We start from the raw sequence: 18,921 nt of genomic DNA, 5'->3' as shown, positions 1-18,921 counted from the left end.
TCGGCTGTCGCCACTTTCTTTTCTAGCCTCTTACCATTTAACTTCTTTCAGAACTTCTTCTGCCATGCCAGCGGTAGATACCAATCCGCCACCAGACAAGTACCAGTTGCTGGAATCGAGGTAAATGATGTTGCCAGTTTTGAATGCTTTCGTGTTCTTAATCAGGTCGTTTTCTACAGTTTGCTGTGTAGAAGTAGACACTTCTTTATTCTTGGAAATCGCGTTGCCACGATCAATTACGAACAGGTAGTCTGGATCTTTTTCTGCGATATATTCAAAGGAAACGCTTTGACCATGGTTTTCTACAGAAATGTTTTTGTCTACAGGCGTAAATCCGAATTCACCGTGCAGGATACCAAAACGGGAACCAGCGCCATAAGCGTTCAACTTGCCTTCGTTAACCATAACAATCAGAGCAGTCTTGCCGCTTGCAGTTGCTTTTGCATTCAATTCCTTGATAGATGCATCGATTTTGCCCAGCTCTTCTTCTACTTGTGCTTCTTTACCAAAGACGGTACCCAATGTTTTCATGTTCTCTTTGAAAGATTCCATGTACTTCGCATTGTCTACACCCATGAAGATGGTTGGAGCAATTTTGTTCAGTTCTTCGTAAGCATCTTGTTGACGACCAGAAATGAAGATGACATCTGGTTTCATTGCATTGATTTTTTCAAAGTCTGGCTCTTTCAAACCACCAACATTTGTGTATTTCGCATCTTTGAACTTTTCCAGGTATGCAGGAATGCTGGAAGACTGTGCAACACCCGCTACTTCGATACCCAATTTGTCCAAGGAATCCAGAACACCGTAGTCAAATGCTACAACGGTTTTTGGATTCTTTTTCAGTTTTGCTTCACCCAATTTATGCTTGATCGTAACTTCTTCGGATGTTTGTGCAGCTTCAGGTGCTTTGGTTGCGTCCGCTGCAGGTGTTGCAGGAGCGGCGTTATTGGAGCCGCATGCAGCTGTGAATACAGCCAACAGTACTGCCATAAACAGCATGAGTAATTTTTTGTTCACTTCTCTCACCTCTATATAGAATGTAAAAGTATATAAAATTATTGATAGCTTGCTGATGAAACCCCCGGCAGACCATCAAAATTTTAACGATAGGAAGATGGAGCTTACGCGAAATAGACACAGATTTTATTTTCTTCAATGTCTTCAATATGGATATCCATGTCATAGACATCTTTCAAGATCGGTCGTGTTATGATCTCGTCAGTAGTGCCTTCCTTCACGACCTTGCCGTCCTTGAGAGCGACGATATAATCCGAATAGACGGAAGCGAAGTTGATATCGTGAATGACAATGACAACCGTTTTGCCCCTTTCGTCTACCAGACGTCGCAGCACTTTCATGATCTGGACGGAATGCTTCATATCCAAATTGTTGAGCGGCTCATCCAAGAGGACGTATTCCGTATTTTGAGCGACAACCATCGCGATGTAAGCGCGTTGACGCTGACCGCCACTCAACTGGTCGAGGTACTTGTGTTGAATGTCCGTGAGCTCCAAATATTGGATAGCCTCGTCTACATACTTCCAATCCTCTTTTGTCAAATTGCCTTGTGAATACGGGAAGCGACCAAAGCTGACCAGCTCACGAATCGTCAAGCGCACCGTAATGTGGTTCGATTGCTTGAGAATCGAGATTTTCTTTGCCAGCTCACTGCTCTTTGTCTGCCCAATCTCGTGACCCTCAATGAAAACCTCGCCTTGATCCTTGGTCAATAGGCGACTAATCATCGACAGCAGCGTACTCTTTCCGGCCCCATTGGGTCCGATAAAAGACGTGATTTTCCCCTTGGCAATCTTCACAGAGACATTTTCCACGACATTTTTGCTACCATACTGTTTTGTGACATTCCGGACTTCTATCACGCTTTATTCTCCTTTAACAGAAGATAGATGAAGTAAACCCCACCAATAAAGTTGACGATGACACTGAGCGTCGTGGAGAACGCAAGTACACGCTCCACAATCAACAAACCGCCAACCAGTGCAATCACACTGATTAAAGCCGAGCCCACCAGCAAGTATTTATGCTGATAGGTTTTCATAAACTGATGGGCGAGATTCGCTACCAGCAGTCCAAGGAAGGTAATCGGTCCAACGAGCGCTGTCGCGATCGACACGAGAATGGCAATAACAACGAGGAACCGCTTAATGACAAAATCGTACGGAATCCCCAAATTGATCGCCTGGTCCCGACCGAGTGATAACACATCCAAGTACTTGATGTATCGCCAGAAGTAAATCATGATTGCGATGACCAGAACAAAGCTCGTGATCAACAGGTCTGTTTTTACATTGTTGAAGCTGGCGAACATTCGGTCTTGCACAACCAGAAACTCATTCGGATCAATCAACACTTGCATGAACGTGGACAAACTGCTGAACAATGTGCCCAAGATCAATCCGACGAGGAGCAGGAAGTAAATATTTTGCCCTTCCCTCTTAAACAGGAATTTGTAGAGCAAGCCTGCGAAAAGCACCATCCCACCTGTCGAGATCAGAAAGTTTACGTTGTTGTTCATCAAGGTGAAATGGGTGGAGCCAAACACAAAGATCACAAATGTTTGGATGAACATATAGAGCGAATCGAGGCCGATGATGCTAGGCGTCAAGATTCGGTTGTTCGTGATGGTCTGGAAGATCATCGTAGAGAAGGCGATGATGCAACCGGTTAAAATGATGGCAAGAATTTTCTTAGCCCGCCGAGGAAGGACATAATCCCAGTTGCCACCGGCGTCAATCATCATAAAAATGGCTATCAAAGCAATGGCCACAATCGACAGGGCACCTATCTTCGCTTTCATTGTTCATATGCCTTTCTTCTCATGAGTAAGTACACGAATATCCCGCTGCCTATGACCCCAACCATCAAGCCGATGGAAATCTCGTATGGGAAAATGATGAGGCGTCCCAGGATATCACAAGCAAGTACAAACACCGCGCCAAGCAAAGCGGTATGAGATAAGCTTTTTTTCAGGTTATCTCCCAGGTAGATCGTAACCAGATTGGGAATGATCAGCCCCAAAAACGGGATTGTCCCTACTGTGAGAATAACTACCGAGGTCACACAAGCGACAATGACCAGTCCAATGTTGACGACATGCTTGTAGTTCAACCCGAGGTTGATGGCGAACTCTTCACCCATTCCGGCAATGGTGAACTTGTTCGCATACAAGTAAGCGATAATCACCAGCGGAATGCTTATGTATAAAAGCTCGTAGCTGCCTTTCATTATGGTGGAGAAATCTCCATGCAACCAAGCAGACATGTTTTGCATCAGGTCATGCTTATAAGCGAAAAACGTCGTGATGGATCCGACGATGTTTCCAAACATCAGTCCCACTAACGGGATGAAAATGGAGTCTTTAAATTTGATTCTTTCAAGAATCTTCATAAAGACAAAGGTTCCAAAGAGAGCAAATGCAAAAGCAACGAGCAGCCTCACCCAAGAGCTCGCATCAGCGAACACCAACAGTGAAACCAATATTCCGAATCGAACGGAATCCTCTGTCCCGGCTGTCGTCGGAGAAACGAACTTGTTTCGGGTCAGCTGTTGCATGATCAATCCGGCGATACTCATGCTGACCCCTGCGATGATAATGCTGATCAAACGCGGAATCCTGCTAATCCACAGCACTTGCACTTTGTCATCTGTGAGATTGAACAGATCCCACGGAGATATATCTTTCACGCCAATAAAAAGTGAAACGAACGATAGCAAAATAAGTGCTACAACCAAATATCTCTTTTTCATCGCGTCCCTACTCTTCTTACTTTTTCATGGAGTAATGTTCCGTATTGACTCGAGTATTTACGAGAGAGAATAATTCTCATGATCATTAATAAAGAGATTCATTCTCAATTAGAACTACCTTTGTTATATTAGCACTTCTTTATCGGAAGGGAAAGCTTTTTTTCATTAGTCGGCTAATTTTTTCCTCAACCTGTCAAAATACCGACAAGAACAAGAAAACCGCCAGGGCAAAAACCCTGACGGTCATGATTATTTGGATGTGTACGAGCCTGTTACGTTTTGAACGAATCGATCTCCGCTCCCGTCATTCTCAATCAGTACATTTCCTTCGACTGTATCAATGACAACATCGCCGCTTTGGTCCGATATCGTAATATCACCTTTATGCTTCCTAATATACATATCACCGGATTGATCGTGAATCGCTACGTTTCCACCCGTATTTTCCATGACGATATCACCTGAATCGTCTTCGATCAGTTTGAGGGCCGACGCGTCCTGGATCTTGATATCACCGGACTGGTCACGAATCTCTACCTCTCCGTTCGTATTCGTTAATCGAATATCACCAGAGTCATCCTCAATCGTGAGCTTTCCTGTTAGATTCGTCATGTCAATATCTCCTGATCCATCGGTAAGGGCTATCGGCAGCTGGGCAGGAACGATTACCGTTAGCGTCATGTCCACATAGTTAAAACCGATATCTGTGTTCACTTCGGATCGTAGAGTTGCGGTATTCCCATCCTTCTCAAGGGTAATGATGATTTCTTCGGGTTTGACATTTTTCGATTTGATATCAGCCTCTACATGAATCACGGTTGCTTTTTCATCACCTTTGACGATCAAATCTCCCGAATCCGTAACAATATTCAACGCCTCGATGGACTCCGCAGGCAATTCAAGCTGCCTTTTTTCTTCTTCAATCTTGATCACATTATCGTTGATCGTGCATCCGGCCAAGCCAATTCCCACAGCGATTAAACCTATTCCTATCCACTGTTTCATTTGTTTCCCCTCGATACTGGTTATTTTTACAAGATAAGTTCTATAACATCGTATCAAAACAGCGTAGAAGAGAAATCAGGCTACAGCGTTGTTCTCTCGTCAGTCTGCAGACGGATATTCCATTGTAGAGATCGCGTCTTTTCCCTACACTACAAGTAAGAATATTTCCCCAATCAGGTTGTCTCGGAGGGTAAAACAATGGACTTGAATCAAATCCAACTTGTTACGGATGCTTTTCCGTGCTTTTCCCTTGTTCCAGAAGCCGCATGGCGCCATCCTGACATAACAGTGGAACGCTTTTCTCCCCAGCTTACGATGCAGCAGGGTCATCTGTTTGCCCACGCCGCTTTTGTATTGTCAGGCAAAGTCCGCATCTATATCATCAGTGAGTCAGGACGTGAGGTTACGTTATATCGGGTACAACGCGGGGGAGTCTGCGTCCTCATGATGGCAAGTATTTTAGGTGAGACGGGCTATGAAGCGTCCGCACAGCTAGAAGAGGAAACCGAGCTGCTGCTTTTGCCTGTAGATGTCTTCAAAGAATGGATGGATCGCTATAAGGACTTGCGTCAATTTATTTACCGAAACATGATCAATCGAATGGTCTCCGTCACGTCTCTGGTCGAAGATATCGCCTTTAAACCGATCAACGCCCGTATCGCCGAACTATTGCTCCGTCGTACCACGGATTCTCGCAATCACCTATCCATCACCCATGAAGCGATTGCCATTGAACTCGGGACTGCCAGAGAAGTAATCAGCCGGTCACTCAAGGAGTTTGAGAAAGCCGGGTGGCTTCAGTTAGGACGAGGTCGAATCGCTGCTATTCACCGTGATGCTCTCCAGGAAAGACTTTTTCTTGGTGAATGGTGAGTTTGGTGAGTAAGTTACAGAAGCAAACATCTTCTCTCTCTACAATGAAGTTGTAGCGACTACCCATGAAATGGAGAGGATGTTTCATGTCAAAAGCACGTTTGTATTATGAATCAGCAAATTTGTCGCATATCCCTGAATTGATGAAATTGGCCCCTGAGGCTGCCCTTATTGCATCGATGTTCACGTCAAAAAGTATAAAGAACAGGGCGGCACTATGGAGGAAATTATGGAGGCTCTACTCGTTGCCGCAGTGACACGTTCCGGTGCCATCTTAAGTCATGGGGTCAATGCCTTGCTCGCCTATCGTGATGCTCCTGGTAAGCCAGATTGCTTTTGTTAACCCAAATATATCACTCATATGGAAAATAAAACAAACGAATCCAGTTTCATCACGAGCTGGAATTCGTTTGTTTTTTCGTATGTTCATCCACACTTTTTATAATCAAATGATTGCTACATTTTTCCTATCAGTGTTATGGTAAAAGTAGACTACTTACTTACTAAGAATAACTAACCGTTTCGAAATAGGAGGTTTTATGGCTCGTATACTGATAGCAGACGACTCCCTTGTAGTACGAGATTACATGAAAATCATTTTGGAACGGGCGGGCCATCAAGTCATTGCAGAAGCAACGAATGGATTGGACGCCTATCAAAAGTATGCGGCCCACCTCCCCGACGTGGTGACGATGGATATCAATATGCCAGGAATGAATGGCATAGATACCGTCAAAAAAATCATCGGCACCTTCCCCGACGCCAACATCATTATGGTCAGCACCAACGGATTAAAGCCGCTCGTTTTTGAAGCAATCAACGCTGGAGCGCGCCATTATATTCTTAAACCGATCGATGAAGAACGACTTTTGGCTTCCATTACGAATTCTCTTTAGTCGATCAAACAAAAAAACTGAGGCACAGTCGCCTCAGTCAGGCTGTCGAGAAACCCCCAGTCTGGATTTCTCGGATTAAGATGAAAAATTTTGACCTTCTAGATTCGCTTCTAAGGCGTTTTACGAAGGTGGGGAGACATATTTGTACCCCCTAAAATGGCACAGAAAGTCCCCTTTTTTGCGAAAGGGGACTTTCTCAACACTCTGACTGAGGCACAGTCGCCTCAGTTTTTTTCTATGGTTCTAGTGGGATTCGGAAGGTAAAGCGGGTGCCCTCTCCTTCTTGGGTATGGACCTGAAGGGTTCCGCCCAACTGCTCAACCTCTTGCTTGACAATGGACAGGCCAATTCCTCTGCCCGATACGAGACTCGCATTGTCTTGCACCTTGACATGCTCCGCCAATGCCAACTTTAGCTTTTCCATATCTCCGCCCCGCCCATCATCACGAATCATGACGCACAGGAAAGTATCCTCTTGCCAAATGCGGCATTTAATCTTGCCGCTGCGTTCTTTTCCGCATGCCAATCGTTCTTGCTCTTCTTCCATTCCATGATCGATCGCATTGTTGAATACGTGAACCAGGCTCCTCGCAAAATTCTCGAATCGCTCCGGATCGACCAGTACTTCTTCTGCATCCCATTCGACCGGATCGATAGTCTTATTCAGACGGATGGCAAGCTCACTTACATAGTCTTCATACCGGGACAACATGTCCTTCATCGGACGATAGCGAAGCTTGCGAATGCGGTGGAGCAGCTCCTGCTGAGCTTCCCCCTGTACCAGACTGGTGATCTCATACTCGAAGCTTTCCCATCGCTCTTTTGCAATCGAGTACACATGCTCGTTATGATCGAGGAACCCGACCCCGAGCTTGTGCTGCATGATCGACAAATCTTGTTGCATCGCTGCTTGAACCTCTGCGAATGACTGCTGGGCGCGCACATCCTCGTCGGACAGGCGTTCTTCGGACTTTGCCCATTGAATCAACCACGACTCCAAATCATGCAGCTTTTGCGGTGTATGAATCAAGTGTAATTGGCTGAAGTCACCTTTAAATTGATGAATCTGAGCGACCAATTTGAATAGTTTCTCGGACTCCGCTATCTCTTCTCCGAGGACCCGCTTCCACCCATCCTCAAAGAAAGCGTCAAAAGCTCGCAGCACCTTTTGGAAGAGCGGGAGACTAATCGCTACCGTTACGACCATATTCAACCTTTGCCATTCTCGCTCCATCTTGGATTTGAGCGCCCTCTGCTCACTCATATCAGTCAGGATCAGCATCAAGCCCTCAGGTGAATCTCGCCGATCTTCATAAATCGGCTTACATGCCAGCTTCAACGGCATTTGATTGATCTGGATTTCCGTAGGAAATAGGCTGAGATACAGCTCTTTTTGCCCTTGGTCTTTTGCTTCAAAGTACTTTTCCAAAAGGGATTCAATAAACATGCTATCCTCTGAACGATCTGGGTAAAGTAGCTCGGCGACCGATACCCCAGCCAGTTCTCGGCCAAAAATCCGTAGACATTCCCGACTGTATTCGGAATGGATTAGCAGGTTTTTGGAAAAAGAAAGGAAGCCTTGTCCCGCATTGTTTAACAGATTTTTATTCGCCTGTAAAAGTGCCTGAATCTCATTGGTACGCTCTGTCACAATCTTTTCCAAGGATTGATTCCATTGCTCCAATTGATGATACAGTCTCGCATTTTCAATAAAGATTGCAATTTGCGAGAAGATCAGTCTGAGCGGCTCTGAGCGTTTTTCGTTGAACACATGTGTGGTCTCGTTGTTCTCCAAATAAATGACACCGATCATTTTTCCTTGCTGCCATAGCGGGGAGCATAGAATCGATTTCGGCGTGTGCTTCGCAATGTACGTATCGCGGAAAAAGACACCTTCAACAGAAGCATTGTGGAGCACCAGCATCTCTTCTGTACGAATGGTGTAATTCACAACGGCGACAGAGAGCATCCCGCTATGCTCATACGGGACAGACTGCATGATCTCCACGTCCAAATCGACAGAGCCTGCCGCTTCGATGAGCCAGTCACCATCTTTTTTCAGCAAGAGGATTCCTTTCTCTGCACCTGCATTGCTCATCACCGTGCGCAGCATCGTCGCCAACAGCATTTCCAAACGGAGCTCGCTAGCAATCGTTTGCGACGCCTTGATGACACTCATTAAATCGACGAGGTCTGCTGTCTGGTCAGTCGTGGCAATCTCGGCGGAAGCCCCCAAGCTTCTTACCCGTTGCAAAAGATAAGGGTACCGTTCCCCAATCTCTCGTGCCTTGGCGACCGCTCCCCATAGCATGTAAACCTCGTGCGCCTCCGTCATGTATGCCTTCGCAATCGTTTCGAGACCAAGTGCCAAGTAATGCTGGGCGGCCAATTCATTTGCCATTGCCTCGTTTTGCAAGAATACATCCTTTTTGGCGAGTTGAACCGCCTGTTCATAAAAAGGACCCGCTTCTTGTTTATTCTCTGTGACACGGAGCCACTCGGCATGCATCAGCAACCACTTGTGCTGAAAATTTTCCGGGCATTCCTTTGCCCACGTCTTCATCTTTTTGATATTTGCTGTGATTTTTTTCCCATACTTCGATTTTTCCTGTCGATTGGCGTTCTCATAGAGCCCTGTTAATGCCAGTGTTTGCATAAAAACTTGCTGGCTGACAAGAACTTGTCCGCTTACTGAATCAATCCATTGCTCCGCTTCAGCCAGCAGCTCGGCAGCCTCCAAGTGGTTCCCGTACACGAGATGAACCATCGATTTATAGTAGTGGTACATGTACCGTTTGTAGCTGTTTCCTTCTTTTTGCAGGTTGCTTACATAGGCCACTTCGTCAAATCCATCATGGCAAAACGCCGTTCGTTCATCGTCGGACCACCGTGTAAAAGTATGCAGCGCCTGGCGCAATAACAGGAGCCGATCATCGTGATCAACGACCTTGATTTGTTGAATCATATCGCTGTATTCCTCGATTTGCTGCTCCAATTCTTCCACTGGCACACCGCAATAGAGCATGGCCTCCAAAAGCCCATGGGCATTGTAGGCAGCATAAATGTTGCCGCCGCCGTCCAAGCCGAGCTGAATCGCCTTTTTCAGGAGAGGGATGTTCGTCCGCGCATGCTCGCACCAGTGATTGATCAGTAGGGCAAACGCGCCATACGCCTTCGTCATGGCGATCGGATCGGCGAAGCTGTCTGCTACACGGCAAGCCAATTGCCCAAATTCGTAAGCCTCTCGATAATTTCCGAATTGAGCAGCTTGTACGATCCCGTAACCGGTATAACCGTTCGCCGAGGCGACCGTGTTTCCGTGCACAAGCGACAGATGAAGGGCACGCAAAATCGTTAAAGCAAACCAATTGAGATTGACATAGTAAGCAGATGGCCCGGCGTAGCTGATGATGCTCATCGCCATCTGATAATTTTCATCGGGAACATCCGGCAAATACAGCAGCTCATCTATTTTTCTGCCTTTGAGGCGGCGCTTGATATGAAACATTTCCATAATGATATCGAGCTTGCCAGGCTTTTTCGGAATCGGTACGCCCAATAACCCCAAGGCTTCGCTTGCGATCTCCATGACACGCGGAAATTCAGCCAATCGCGTATACATGCGAATTTCCATTTCCAAAATGCGTACTCGTTCCCGATCTGTTTTGGCATGCTGCATCCCGCGTTCAAACAATTGTTTTGCCTCATCCAATTGGTTACAGAGGTACGTCGTCTCCGCAGACAACGCACACAGCTCCATGGTCAGATCATGATTGTGCTTCCAACCCTCTTCCCCCACCAGCTCGAGACCGCGTTGAAAATACTGCAAGGCCGACTCAAATGCCGCAGAGGATTTCGCTTTTTGTCCAGCGAGCAAATGACAGTGCGCTACATGCATGCGCTCCGCTTGATCCTCCAGTATCTCTTTGCCCCGATACATATGATCGCAAATTTCGAACAGGAAGCCAGATTCGCTTCCTTGGGACATTTCCCACATCATTCTGCCCAGCTTGACGTGAATCTGTCCGCGCTCTGCCTCTGCTAGCAACGAATAGGCGGCCTGTTGAATGCGATCATGCACAAAACGGAAACGAATCCTCATCTGAGACGCCACTTCTTCCTCCACGAGCGCAGCGTATGTCAGATATTCCGCTCCTTCAATCGGATAGATGAGACCTTCCTCAATCGCAGGCGATATATGCTGGATGGCTTCTGACTCCGTTTGATTCCGTGACTTGGCTATCAAATGAAGCAAAAAAGAGTTACCCAGACAAGCCGCATAACCGAGCTGCTGCTGAGTGGAATCAGGCAATCTTCTCATCTTTTCTACGAGAAAATCGGCCACATTTTCCGTAGTACCCAGCTTCTCGATTTCGGCCAAATCCCATTGCCAGTTCCGCTCTTCTCTCCCATACCACAACAAGTTCCGATCATACAGCGTTTTAATGAATTCTCTTACATAAAACGGATTCCCAGCGGTTTTTTGCATGATAATCGTAACCAGCGGCTTCGTCATATCCGGATCACTATGCAACGCATCCGCTAGCATCGCATTGAATTCGGGTTCTCGAAGCGGCAATAACGTGAATTGGCGCAAGATGCGGCTCTTGATGCCTGTCTCTGTCAAAATGGCAATCAATGGATTCATCGTACTGCCATCATGCTCACGATAAGCGCAAATCAACAGAAAATGACTGATCTGCATATCCGCAACCAACTCTCGAATCAGGAAAAGCGAAGAAGAATCCGCCCACTGCAAATCATCCAGGAACAAGACGAGTGGATGGTCTGGTCGCGCCCAAATCCGAATAAAGCGTTGCATCACCCATTGAAAGCGATTTTTTGCTTCTGCTGCAGGCAGCTCAGGTACGACAGGCTGTTTGCCGATCACTGCCTCAAGCTGTGGAATGACATCCACGATCACTTGACCAAGTCCTTGCATAGCGTCGAGTATCATCTCTCGCCAAGCGAGCAGCTCGCGTTCGTGGCCTGCCAAGAGCTGTTTGATCAAATCCTGAAAGATTTGAATGATGGCCGAATACGGAACGGCCTGATTATATTGGTCGAACTTTCCTGAAACAAAACGTCCCCGGCCTCTCAAAAACGCTTTTTGCGCTTCCAGCACGAGAGCAGATTTACCCACGCCTGCAGAGCCACTGAGGAGAACCATCCTCGTAGCTCCGTTCGTGACTTGCTCAAATGCATCGATGAGCATCTGGATTTCTTGCTCACGTCCATACAGCCTCTCTGGAATCCGCAAGTGATCAGCACGGTCTTCTAAAGCAAGCGGAAAAGGCGTAATCAAACCGTTTTGTTCAAGCTGGTCATAGCAGCGCTGCAGGTCTGCCAGCAAGCCAGACATGCTAAAGTAGCGATCCTCTGTATTTTTCGACAGACACTTCATCACAATGTCCGATAGAATCTCTGGAACGGATGGTTTTACACTGGAGGGAGCGAGCGGCTTTCTCGCCATATGAGCATGTATGAGTTCAAGCATATCCGAAGTTAAAAAGGGCAGCTTTCCAGTCAATAACTCGTAGAGCGTGACACCAAAAGAATAAATATCGGAGCGGTAATCGACGGTGCGATTCATTCTCCCCGTCTGCTCCGGCGAGACGTAGCGAAGATTCCCCTTCCATTCCTTTGGATTCATCACACTTTGGTATTCTTGGTGGCATTTCGTCGCCAATCCAAAGCTAACAAGCTTTACCTCATAGGTTTCAGGATGAACCAGGATATGATCGGGATTTACATCCTTATGAATGATTCCGTGCTGATGGATTTCCTTCAAACAAGAAGCCATGCGGACCGCAATGAAGAGCATCTCCTTCAGTGACAGTCCTTTCATTTTCATAAGCAAGGAGAGCGACACTCCCCCGAAATCTTCCGTAATCATTACCGTCTCACGGTTGTGATTAACGAGTTCGATGATCGTTTCCACTGCATGGGATTCCAACGATTGAAGAATGCGATATTCATGCTTCAGTTTCCACAGAGATTCCTTATGGGAAGGCCCTTCCATCGGCACTTTGAATAAGACAGGGAGATTGTCGTTATTTCTGTAACCCCGATAAATTCCCAATTTTGAATGAGTGGAAAGAAACTCTGCCACCCTATACCCTGGAACCACGATCATGCCGCTCATACTATCCACTCCATCTTTAGGTAGAACATCCTATCTTTTTAATTGTTGCCCCGGAACAAATAATCTATATTTAATCTATATTCTGTCTTAATATAATCTCTTTTTACTATTTTTCAAGGAGGTATATAGTTTTGTCAAATCTAAGTCGCAGTGTAAGTAACCCGCACAATAATGAAGTGGTTACCTTTCTGAAAACGACGGAAGAAACGAATGGCGAATATTTGTTATTCCGTACCGATCTTCCACCGGATAACGGGATTTTTCTACACTATCATACAAGACTTGTCGAAACCTTTGAAGGTGTAATTGGAAATTTAGAGGTAACCATTGATGGAAAAAAAGTAATCCTGAAGCCGGGAGAGAAGCTAACCATTCCGACAGACAAGGTTCATGGGTTCCACAATCCCTCTAACGAATTCGTCAGCTTCGATGTCGAAATCCGACCGGCAGGTACTTTTGAAGCGTTTGTCCGCTGCGGATACGGGCTCGATACAGACGGGCGCAGCTTTTATTTGCCGTTTATCAAGCAATATATCCCGAAAAATATCCTCCTCTTGGGAACGATCTTTCAGATGGGGCAATTTTACCTCCCAATCATTCCGCGCTTCCTGCAAAAAGGCATGTTTGCTGTATTCGCTATGCTGGCTCGTTGGACAGGCTCAGATAAGTCGCTGGAAAAATACTACAAAACCTCTCCAACTGCACCAGTCTCCCATTCCGAAATCGAGCAAACAGCGCAAAAGACGTTGCAAGGATAAAATGGGAAAGACACCATAGGGATTACTCCAGCTTGGTGTCCTCCACGCTTCTTATATCCACATATTCCAACCTGGATTCATTATTTTATCGTGTAAGCTCAACTACTTCACCGTATCAGAGCGTGAACCTGCTCTTGTACGTTGTTTTGGCACATGCCTCCATGATAACAAATGATGCTATTAATTTCCAAGTTATTGAATTTTTTTAATGAGTTTACTGCCATTTCCATATCGAGAGTGTTTTGCGGAATCGGTCCTCGTAGTGCTTCGTTCATGTACACCATAGCATCGCCTGCTATCAAGGTTTTGCTATCTTCTACATAAAGGCTGATATGCCCCGGCGTATGTCCGGGAGTATGAATGATGCGAATTCCCCCACAATACGGCAGAATCTCTGCGTCTGCCAGTGTCTTGTGCACCATTGCCTTTGGCGGATTTTCGCAAAGCCATTTCAAGTGCTCGCGTTCCTTTTCAGGCAACATCGCAAGTAAAGGGGCCATGCTTTTGGGGTTTGCTTTGAGGAGAGGGCGTGTGCCTTCAATGTAGGGCTGATCTAGCTCATGCGCGTATATTTCAACCTGTCCGCCAAGCTCACGAACGATTTCTGGAAGACTGCCAATATGATCAATGTCCTGATGTGTCAAAATGATAGCCTGTAAACGCTCAGGTGGTATGCCAGCACGGCTCATCTCCTGACGAATGGTCTCCCATGAACCAGGCATTCCTGTATCTACTAATACCGCTCGATCATCATCCCAAAGCAAGGTGGGATATATCACCATCGGCTTGCCAAATGCCTCTCCTTGTAACGGAATCATTTTTACACCTGTGTTAGCTTTCATACCCTATTCCTCCCCACATCATTTCTTCGCACAACTACTTTTTATCACGGAGTGAGGAGCTTTTTCAACAGAAAAATATTTTATTATATCACAAATAAAAATATTTTTCAACATATTTTTAAGGCATCTTCTTGTACAAAAAAGACCCCCGAAATACGCGGTCGCTCCTACCAGAGCAGACCGCGTTGGCGTTTTATTAACTTAGGGTGTCGTTGTCTGAACAGACTGCCCACCCGTTGATGCATCTTGGCTTTGCTCCCCAAGAATGCTACGGACAGGTTGGATGTCAGGCTCGTCCACCATCAACCGATAAACCGGTACGAACACAGCTGGTGGGCGGATCGGTTCAGGCTGCGTTTCAGGTGGCTGCACGTGCGTACTCGTACCTCCCCAAACCATATAGCCTCCCCACGCTCCGGCACCTAGCAAGACAACTGCGCTGGATATCACCGTAGCTTTGTGCCGAAACAGTTTCACGAGCGGATTGGCTGTTTCGTTGCGTACCTCGTCCAAAAGCTTGCGGAAATCAGCATTTCGGATCGCATACCACCGTTTTCTCCATTCTTTATCCCGTAATCTCTTGCCCTTCTCCTCAAGGAAAAAGGCCTTCAATGCTTGTCTGTATGCAGGCAGCAAATACTTCCCTTCGAAAAACATCCGCTGGCTCATCGTCCATTGGATAAAGGACAGCGTAACGGCTTCCCCACCATTTTGCTGAACATACTCCAGCAATTCTGCAAAATGGAAGCCTTCCTGACCAAAATGATCTTCTCGGTAAAAGACGAGCGGCACCTGCGGGAACTCGTCAGCATGGAGCGGTTTACTCAGCATATTCTGGATCATTCTTTGCTGCACGGAAATCGCTTCCCGATCCCATTTTCGGAAAAACTCTGCCGGGTGTGGCGTGTTTCTCTCTTCATGCAGCTTCGCTAGATTGATGAGCATTTCTTGCTTGTGGCGACTCTCCATATCCAGCGTTCCGAAAAAGCTCTGTGGCTTCTCCTCTAAAAGGGCGATGAGAACTTGGAAATCATCCTTGGATAGCGTGTCTAGCGCTACGAGCTTCATCAAGGACTTGTCCAGCTCATCCAGCAGCTCATCGGCATAACTGCGTGCTCCATCGATGCTTTCAAAGAACTGGTGGATGGTAATGGCAGCAGCGAGCTTTTGGCGTTCACGCGTAAATAGACGCAGAACTTTCTCGGTCGTGGTAGAAACAAAAACAGCATTGCGCATAGCTTGCGGTTCTGTTTCCGTCCAAAACCGGATTTCCTTTAGCATCTGGTCCAAACTGGCCACGGCAGCTACCCGCTCGGTCATATAATCCTCAAAGAGCGGCTTCACCAACTGTGGATACCCGAAAATCGTCCGCATCATGAAGCCAAACAGCTCCCGGTTGCTGGACAAATGCTTGTACACCTCTGCCACGTAGCTGCTCTGTCTCGAGGTCTTGGCCTTCATCAACACGTCCATCAAGAAGCGGATCAAATCCATTTGCAGGCGTTCCTGCCTGGTGACACGGTAGGATTCAATCATTTGCTTGATCGTCTCGCCGTCAGGCAGTTGTTTGGACGAAAGCGCCTCTACCTCGATCCGCATCAGCATTTCCTGAATCTCGATCAACCGTTTCTTGCGGGTCAAGCTGCTATGCCCCAAATAGCTGTTCAACGCCTGCCAAACGCCCGCCCGCTTGCTCTCATACACGGACGTTCGTCCCTTTTCAATCAAATACAGTGCGCACAGCTCATAATACGTGCGAAGGTTCAAGGCCAGTGCATGATCTGCTCCAGCCAGCACTTCCTCACAAAATTCGTGGAACGCATCCAGAATCCGTGGCTCATTCACATACTCCCAGGCAAAGTCGAGGTATTCGTGTCCTCCGTCCTGCAAATCGACGTTCTGAACGCGACCAAGGGAGAAGTCGAACAAAAAGTCTTTGTCGCTGTGCCCCCCGCCTGGGCGTATGCTTCCTTTTTCCACGAACGTGACGTGGATATGCTTCTTGCTCTGCGGCTCGTTGCTAAAAGTGAGAAAACCAAAGTGTCTGCGCATTTCATAAGGCAGACAACTGTACAAAATCTCCAACAATTGAGCAGCACTCTTGGATGAGACACTAATATCCACATCTAGGCTAATGAACACCTTCTTTTTCGCTGCGAGCGAGGACATCACCGCAAAAAGAAGCTGTTTGAATAAACGCTCATCGACGCCCAATTGACCAAGCAGCTGTTTTCGGTCTTGCGACAAGCCTTTTTCTGAAGGGATGTCATCGACGGTAGGAAGCTCCTTACCCGCTGCATCGTCGTGGCGATCTGCAAACGTGCGTACTCCGAAGATCTTGCCCGGATTCTTGATAAACTCATCTCGACGCTCTACCGGAATGACATAGTTGTGGCTGAAAAACGTATTGCGCTGCCCGGTAAAGTCCGCTCCGACAAATACACTTCTACCGAGAACCATCTCTCCTGATTCGGCCTGGAAGCTGACGAGCGCCTCCGGAAAGAGCGCCAGATTACTTTCCGCCCGCTCTTGAAGCTGTCGCGGCGCATCGTACACGCAAAACGGATGGAGCGTCTTCTTGATGAATTGGTTATCCAGCCCTGGCGTTTTGGCGACAGTATCGTATCCTTCGTTCGAACGGAAAACCCCTTGTCGCCCGCGGGTGTAGTACTGCTGCAAAATGGGCTGACGGTTGCTCACTACCGCTCCCTCCCCTCGATGTAATCAAGCTGGTGCATCAACCAAATAAACGGTTCATCGACGCGAATCGGCGTTACGACACCACTCACCCTTTGATTGACGGGATTGCTCCCCAGCGCAGATACAGCGAAATAGGCCGTATTCGTAAAGTAAACATCTAGCGCGTCTTTAAACGGTCTATCCACCTTTTCGATGAATCGGCGAATTTCCCCATCGATGTTCTCAAATTCAGTTGTATTCAAATATTGTTCATGGACGAAATTGCGGAAAACGTTGCTGTTGGACTTGATGTATTCGCCGTCGTCTTCCTTGATCAGATGTAGCATGTCGCTCTTCGTCAGTACGACAGCCGTCGGGATATGTGTCTTGCTCTGCTCCTGATAGCCGATGAAGTTCTCGAACAACGTAATGACGACCTCACGCGGCTCGTCGTACCTTGCTGTGAATTCCCCTGGCTCATCTCCTGCTTGGAGCATGACCCGATCGCGAATTGTCTTGATTTGCAGCGGATCGACCAGGAACAGGATGCCAGACGAGTTTTTCACATGCGCCGCATATAGCTCCAAATACTCGCGGTCGACCATTCCCTCGCCTGCTACGTCGAAAAACACCAGGATCAACGGTGCCTTGTCGCTATCCTTGAAAATGAACTGGAAGATGAACGGCTCCTGACGCTTTTCTTTTTGCGTGGAATCAAGCAGCTGTCCGCGTTCAAACAAGGGTGCCTCATAGTTCTCCCGGAACTTGCGGCTAATCTGCGCATTGAGCGGCATACACGCTGCATCGAAATGATTCGCAGTCGTGTTCTGCAAGGTATGAATCAATGAGGTCATGTAAACGGACTTCCCTACTTGGGACGCCCCGACAATCGAAATAATGTTGCTCGGCGCTTTACCCGCTGTAATCGGCAGCTCGTTGTGGCATTTCGGGCATAATCTGCGCTTGGAAACCATACCATATCGGTCGGTCACACCTGCGAGGACGTTATCGACGTACAAATGGTTTTCCTCCGGGATGGATTCCGGATCGATCACCGCTTCCAGCTCGTCGATGGCATCGAGTCCGAATTTATCCCGATGCGCATTGAGAATCTCATCCTCCTGCAACGCGTAGTCTTCGTCGTCCTGGCGATAATGTGTAGCACGAAAGACAACTTTGTCCGGTCCGTATTTGGCGAAGCAGTACGGGCAGACAATATCGTAAAAAGGAAGCCGCTCCTTGACCTGCGGCTTCTTTTCAAACATGTTTTTCAAAAACGACAGCATGGCGCATCCCCTCCTATTCAGGAATCAGTTCGTACATTTCTCCGTATTTTTTCCCGTCCGTAAAAAACAGGCGGACGACGTCTTTTTTCCTGACCTCAATCTCCGGCATCAGATTGACTCCGGGCTCGAGATCACGAATGAAATTGTATCGGGTACCATCATCCTTGTGAGCGGGAGGAGAGCCTTCTTTTTTGACGTAGCAGAGTACGTCCCGCGCGATCGGAATCTCTGAAAAAATGCGAATCTGCAACGATTGATGCTTACTAAACCAGCTTCCGCCCCGTTTGAACGAGTAGTAGATTTTGGCCTTTCCTGTGCTGACATGGATCACATGGGCATCCCCGTCTGGCATGAGCAGAATCGGCTTGCCATTTTCCAATCGGCAAGGAAAGATGCGGTATGTGTACCGGCCGATGCCGTCTGTTTTTTCCCGCAGCCCTTTGTGGACTTTGTATTCCTCTCGGGTGTACAGCTTGAACTGTCGATCATCCAGCTCGTTTACGTCAAAAGGGGCGCCAAACTGCGACTTGTGCACGTACACGCATGGAATATCCTGCGCCCAATGCCAATTGAGCACGTATTCGCTCCCTTGATGCTGGCAGGTGACGTCCTTGATGAAGGTTTCTGTTGTTTCCTCCCGATTAATCATGATTCATCATGCTCCCT

Annotated in this window: 14 protein-coding genes; 4 read left to right on the top strand and 10 right to left on the bottom strand. The window is 47.2% G+C overall.

Going from position 1 to position 18,921, the window contains the following annotated elements; translation table 11 throughout:
• Positions 1-30: 30 nt before the first annotated feature.
• The 5 genes from ACM6JA_RS30350 to ACM6JA_RS30330 form a co-directional block, all read right to left on the bottom strand.
• On the bottom strand, positions 31-1,020 hold the full coding sequence (locus tag ACM6JA_RS30350) for a siderophore ABC transporter substrate-binding protein (protein WP_007724648.1): 990 nt from the start codon (positions 1,018-1,020) through the stop codon (positions 31-33).
• A gap of 104 nt (positions 1,021-1,124) precedes the next feature.
• Entirely contained in the window at positions 1,125-1,883 is a 759-nt protein-coding gene (locus ACM6JA_RS30345; protein WP_414855399.1) for an ABC transporter ATP-binding protein, read from the bottom strand.
• The gene (locus ACM6JA_RS30340; protein ID WP_007724652.1) at positions 1,880-2,821 is read right to left on the bottom strand and encodes an iron chelate uptake ABC transporter family permease subunit; all 942 of its coding nucleotides are present in this window, start codon (positions 2,819-2,821) and stop codon (positions 1,880-1,882) included. The genes ACM6JA_RS30345 and ACM6JA_RS30340 overlap by 4 nt, the downstream gene beginning before the upstream one ends.
• Positions 2,818-3,771, bottom strand: a complete 954-nt coding sequence (locus ACM6JA_RS30335) for an ABC transporter permease (protein WP_007724654.1) — start codon at positions 3,769-3,771, stop codon at positions 2,818-2,820. The genes ACM6JA_RS30340 and ACM6JA_RS30335 overlap by 4 nt, the downstream gene beginning before the upstream one ends.
• A gap of 249 nt (positions 3,772-4,020) precedes the next feature.
• The gene (locus ACM6JA_RS30330; RefSeq protein ID WP_414855398.1) at positions 4,021-4,776 is read right to left on the bottom strand and encodes a DUF4097 family beta strand repeat-containing protein; all 756 of its coding nucleotides are present in this window, start codon (positions 4,774-4,776) and stop codon (positions 4,021-4,023) included.
• Positions 4,777-4,974: 198 nt separating this feature from the next.
• On the opposite strand from ACM6JA_RS30330, the gene ACM6JA_RS30325 reads away from it, so the two are divergent.
• From ACM6JA_RS30325 to ACM6JA_RS30315, 3 genes are all read left to right on the top strand, one after another.
• Complete coding sequence (locus ACM6JA_RS30325; RefSeq protein ID WP_414855397.1) at positions 4,975-5,649, top strand: Crp/Fnr family transcriptional regulator; 675 nt, start codon at positions 4,975-4,977, stop codon at positions 5,647-5,649.
• 175 nt (positions 5,650-5,824) lie between these two features.
• Positions 5,825-5,992: a carboxymuconolactone decarboxylase family protein gene (locus tag ACM6JA_RS30320; RefSeq protein ID WP_414855526.1), complete on the top strand. Its 168-nt coding sequence runs from the start codon at positions 5,825-5,827 to the stop codon at positions 5,990-5,992.
• Between the two features lie 196 nt (positions 5,993-6,188).
• On the top strand, positions 6,189-6,545 hold the full coding sequence (locus ACM6JA_RS30315; RefSeq protein ID WP_007724662.1) for a response regulator: 357 nt from the start codon (positions 6,189-6,191) through the stop codon (positions 6,543-6,545).
• Between the two features lie 235 nt (positions 6,546-6,780).
• Here ACM6JA_RS30315 and ACM6JA_RS30310 read toward each other — a convergent pair whose 3' ends face one another.
• Positions 6,781-12,690, bottom strand: a complete 5,910-nt coding sequence (locus ACM6JA_RS30310; protein ID WP_414855396.1) for an AAA family ATPase — start codon at positions 12,688-12,690, stop codon at positions 6,781-6,783.
• A gap of 131 nt (positions 12,691-12,821) precedes the next feature.
• On the opposite strand from ACM6JA_RS30310, the gene ACM6JA_RS30305 reads away from it, so the two are divergent.
• Entirely contained in the window at positions 12,822-13,448 is a 627-nt protein-coding gene (locus ACM6JA_RS30305; protein ID WP_414855395.1) for a cupin domain-containing protein, read from the top strand.
• 107 nt (positions 13,449-13,555) lie between these two features.
• On the opposite strand, the gene ACM6JA_RS30300 is transcribed toward ACM6JA_RS30305, so the two are convergent.
• The 4 genes from ACM6JA_RS30300 to ACM6JA_RS30285 all read right to left on the bottom strand — a co-directional run bounded on the left by ACM6JA_RS30300 (position 13,556) and on the right by ACM6JA_RS30285 (position 18,904).
• Positions 13,556-14,290, bottom strand: coding sequence for an MBL fold metallo-hydrolase (locus ACM6JA_RS30300; RefSeq protein ID WP_414855394.1), 735 nt, complete (start codon positions 14,288-14,290; stop codon positions 13,556-13,558).
• A gap of 201 nt (positions 14,291-14,491) precedes the next feature.
• Positions 14,492-16,990 (bottom strand): hypothetical protein, encoded by a 2,499-nt coding sequence (locus tag ACM6JA_RS30295; protein ID WP_414855393.1) that lies wholly within the window; start codon positions 16,988-16,990, stop codon positions 14,492-14,494.
• Entirely contained in the window at positions 16,990-18,255 is a 1,266-nt protein-coding gene (locus ACM6JA_RS30290) for a TRAFAC clade GTPase domain-containing protein (protein WP_414855392.1), read from the bottom strand. Before ACM6JA_RS30290 ends, ACM6JA_RS30295 begins: the two co-directional genes overlap by 1 nt.
• Before the next feature lie 13 nt (positions 18,256-18,268).
• On the bottom strand, positions 18,269-18,904 hold the full coding sequence (locus ACM6JA_RS30285) for a hypothetical protein (protein ID WP_047070094.1): 636 nt from the start codon (positions 18,902-18,904) through the stop codon (positions 18,269-18,271).
• Positions 18,905-18,921 lie beyond the last annotated feature (17 nt).

The organism is Brevibacillus sp. IT-7CA2, from assembly GCF_949767855.1.
Classification (GTDB): Bacteria; Bacillota; Bacilli; order Brevibacillales; family Brevibacillaceae; genus Brevibacillus.
The sequence above is the reverse complement of the archived record's forward strand: the minus strand, read 5'-3'. Positions and strand labels throughout refer to the sequence as shown.

What these genes read in the sequence shown, in the direction of transcription:
- ACM6JA_RS30340 (WP_007724652.1), bottom strand. Translation starts at nt 2,821, where the DNA reads ATGAAAGCGAAGATAGGTGCCCTGTCGATTGTGGCCATTGCTTTGATA.
- ACM6JA_RS30335 (WP_007724654.1), bottom strand. Translation starts at nt 3,771, where the DNA reads ATGAAAAAGAGATATTTGGTTGTAGCACTTATTTTGCTATCGTTCGTT.
- ACM6JA_RS30330 (WP_414855398.1), bottom strand. Translation starts at nt 4,776, where the DNA reads ATGAAACAGTGGATAGGAATAGGTTTAATCGCTGTGGGAATTGGCTTG.
- ACM6JA_RS30325 (WP_414855397.1), top strand. Translation starts at nt 4,975, where the DNA reads ATGGACTTGAATCAAATCCAACTTGTTACGGATGCTTTTCCGTGCTTT.
- ACM6JA_RS30315 (WP_007724662.1), top strand. Translation starts at nt 6,189, where the DNA reads ATGGCTCGTATACTGATAGCAGACGACTCCCTTGTAGTACGAGATTAC.
- ACM6JA_RS30310 (WP_414855396.1), bottom strand. Translation starts at nt 12,690, where the DNA reads ATGAGCGGCATGATCGTGGTTCCAGGGTATAGGGTGGCAGAGTTTCTT.
- ACM6JA_RS30300 (WP_414855394.1), bottom strand. Translation starts at nt 14,290, where the DNA reads ATGAAAGCTAACACAGGTGTAAAAATGATTCCGTTACAAGGAGAGGCA.
- ACM6JA_RS30290 (WP_414855392.1), bottom strand. Translation starts at nt 18,255, where the DNA reads ATGCTGTCGTTTTTGAAAAACATGTTTGAAAAGAAGCCGCAGGTCAAG.
- ACM6JA_RS30285 (WP_047070094.1), bottom strand. Translation starts at nt 18,904, where the DNA reads ATGATTAATCGGGAGGAAACAACAGAAACCTTCATCAAGGACGTCACC.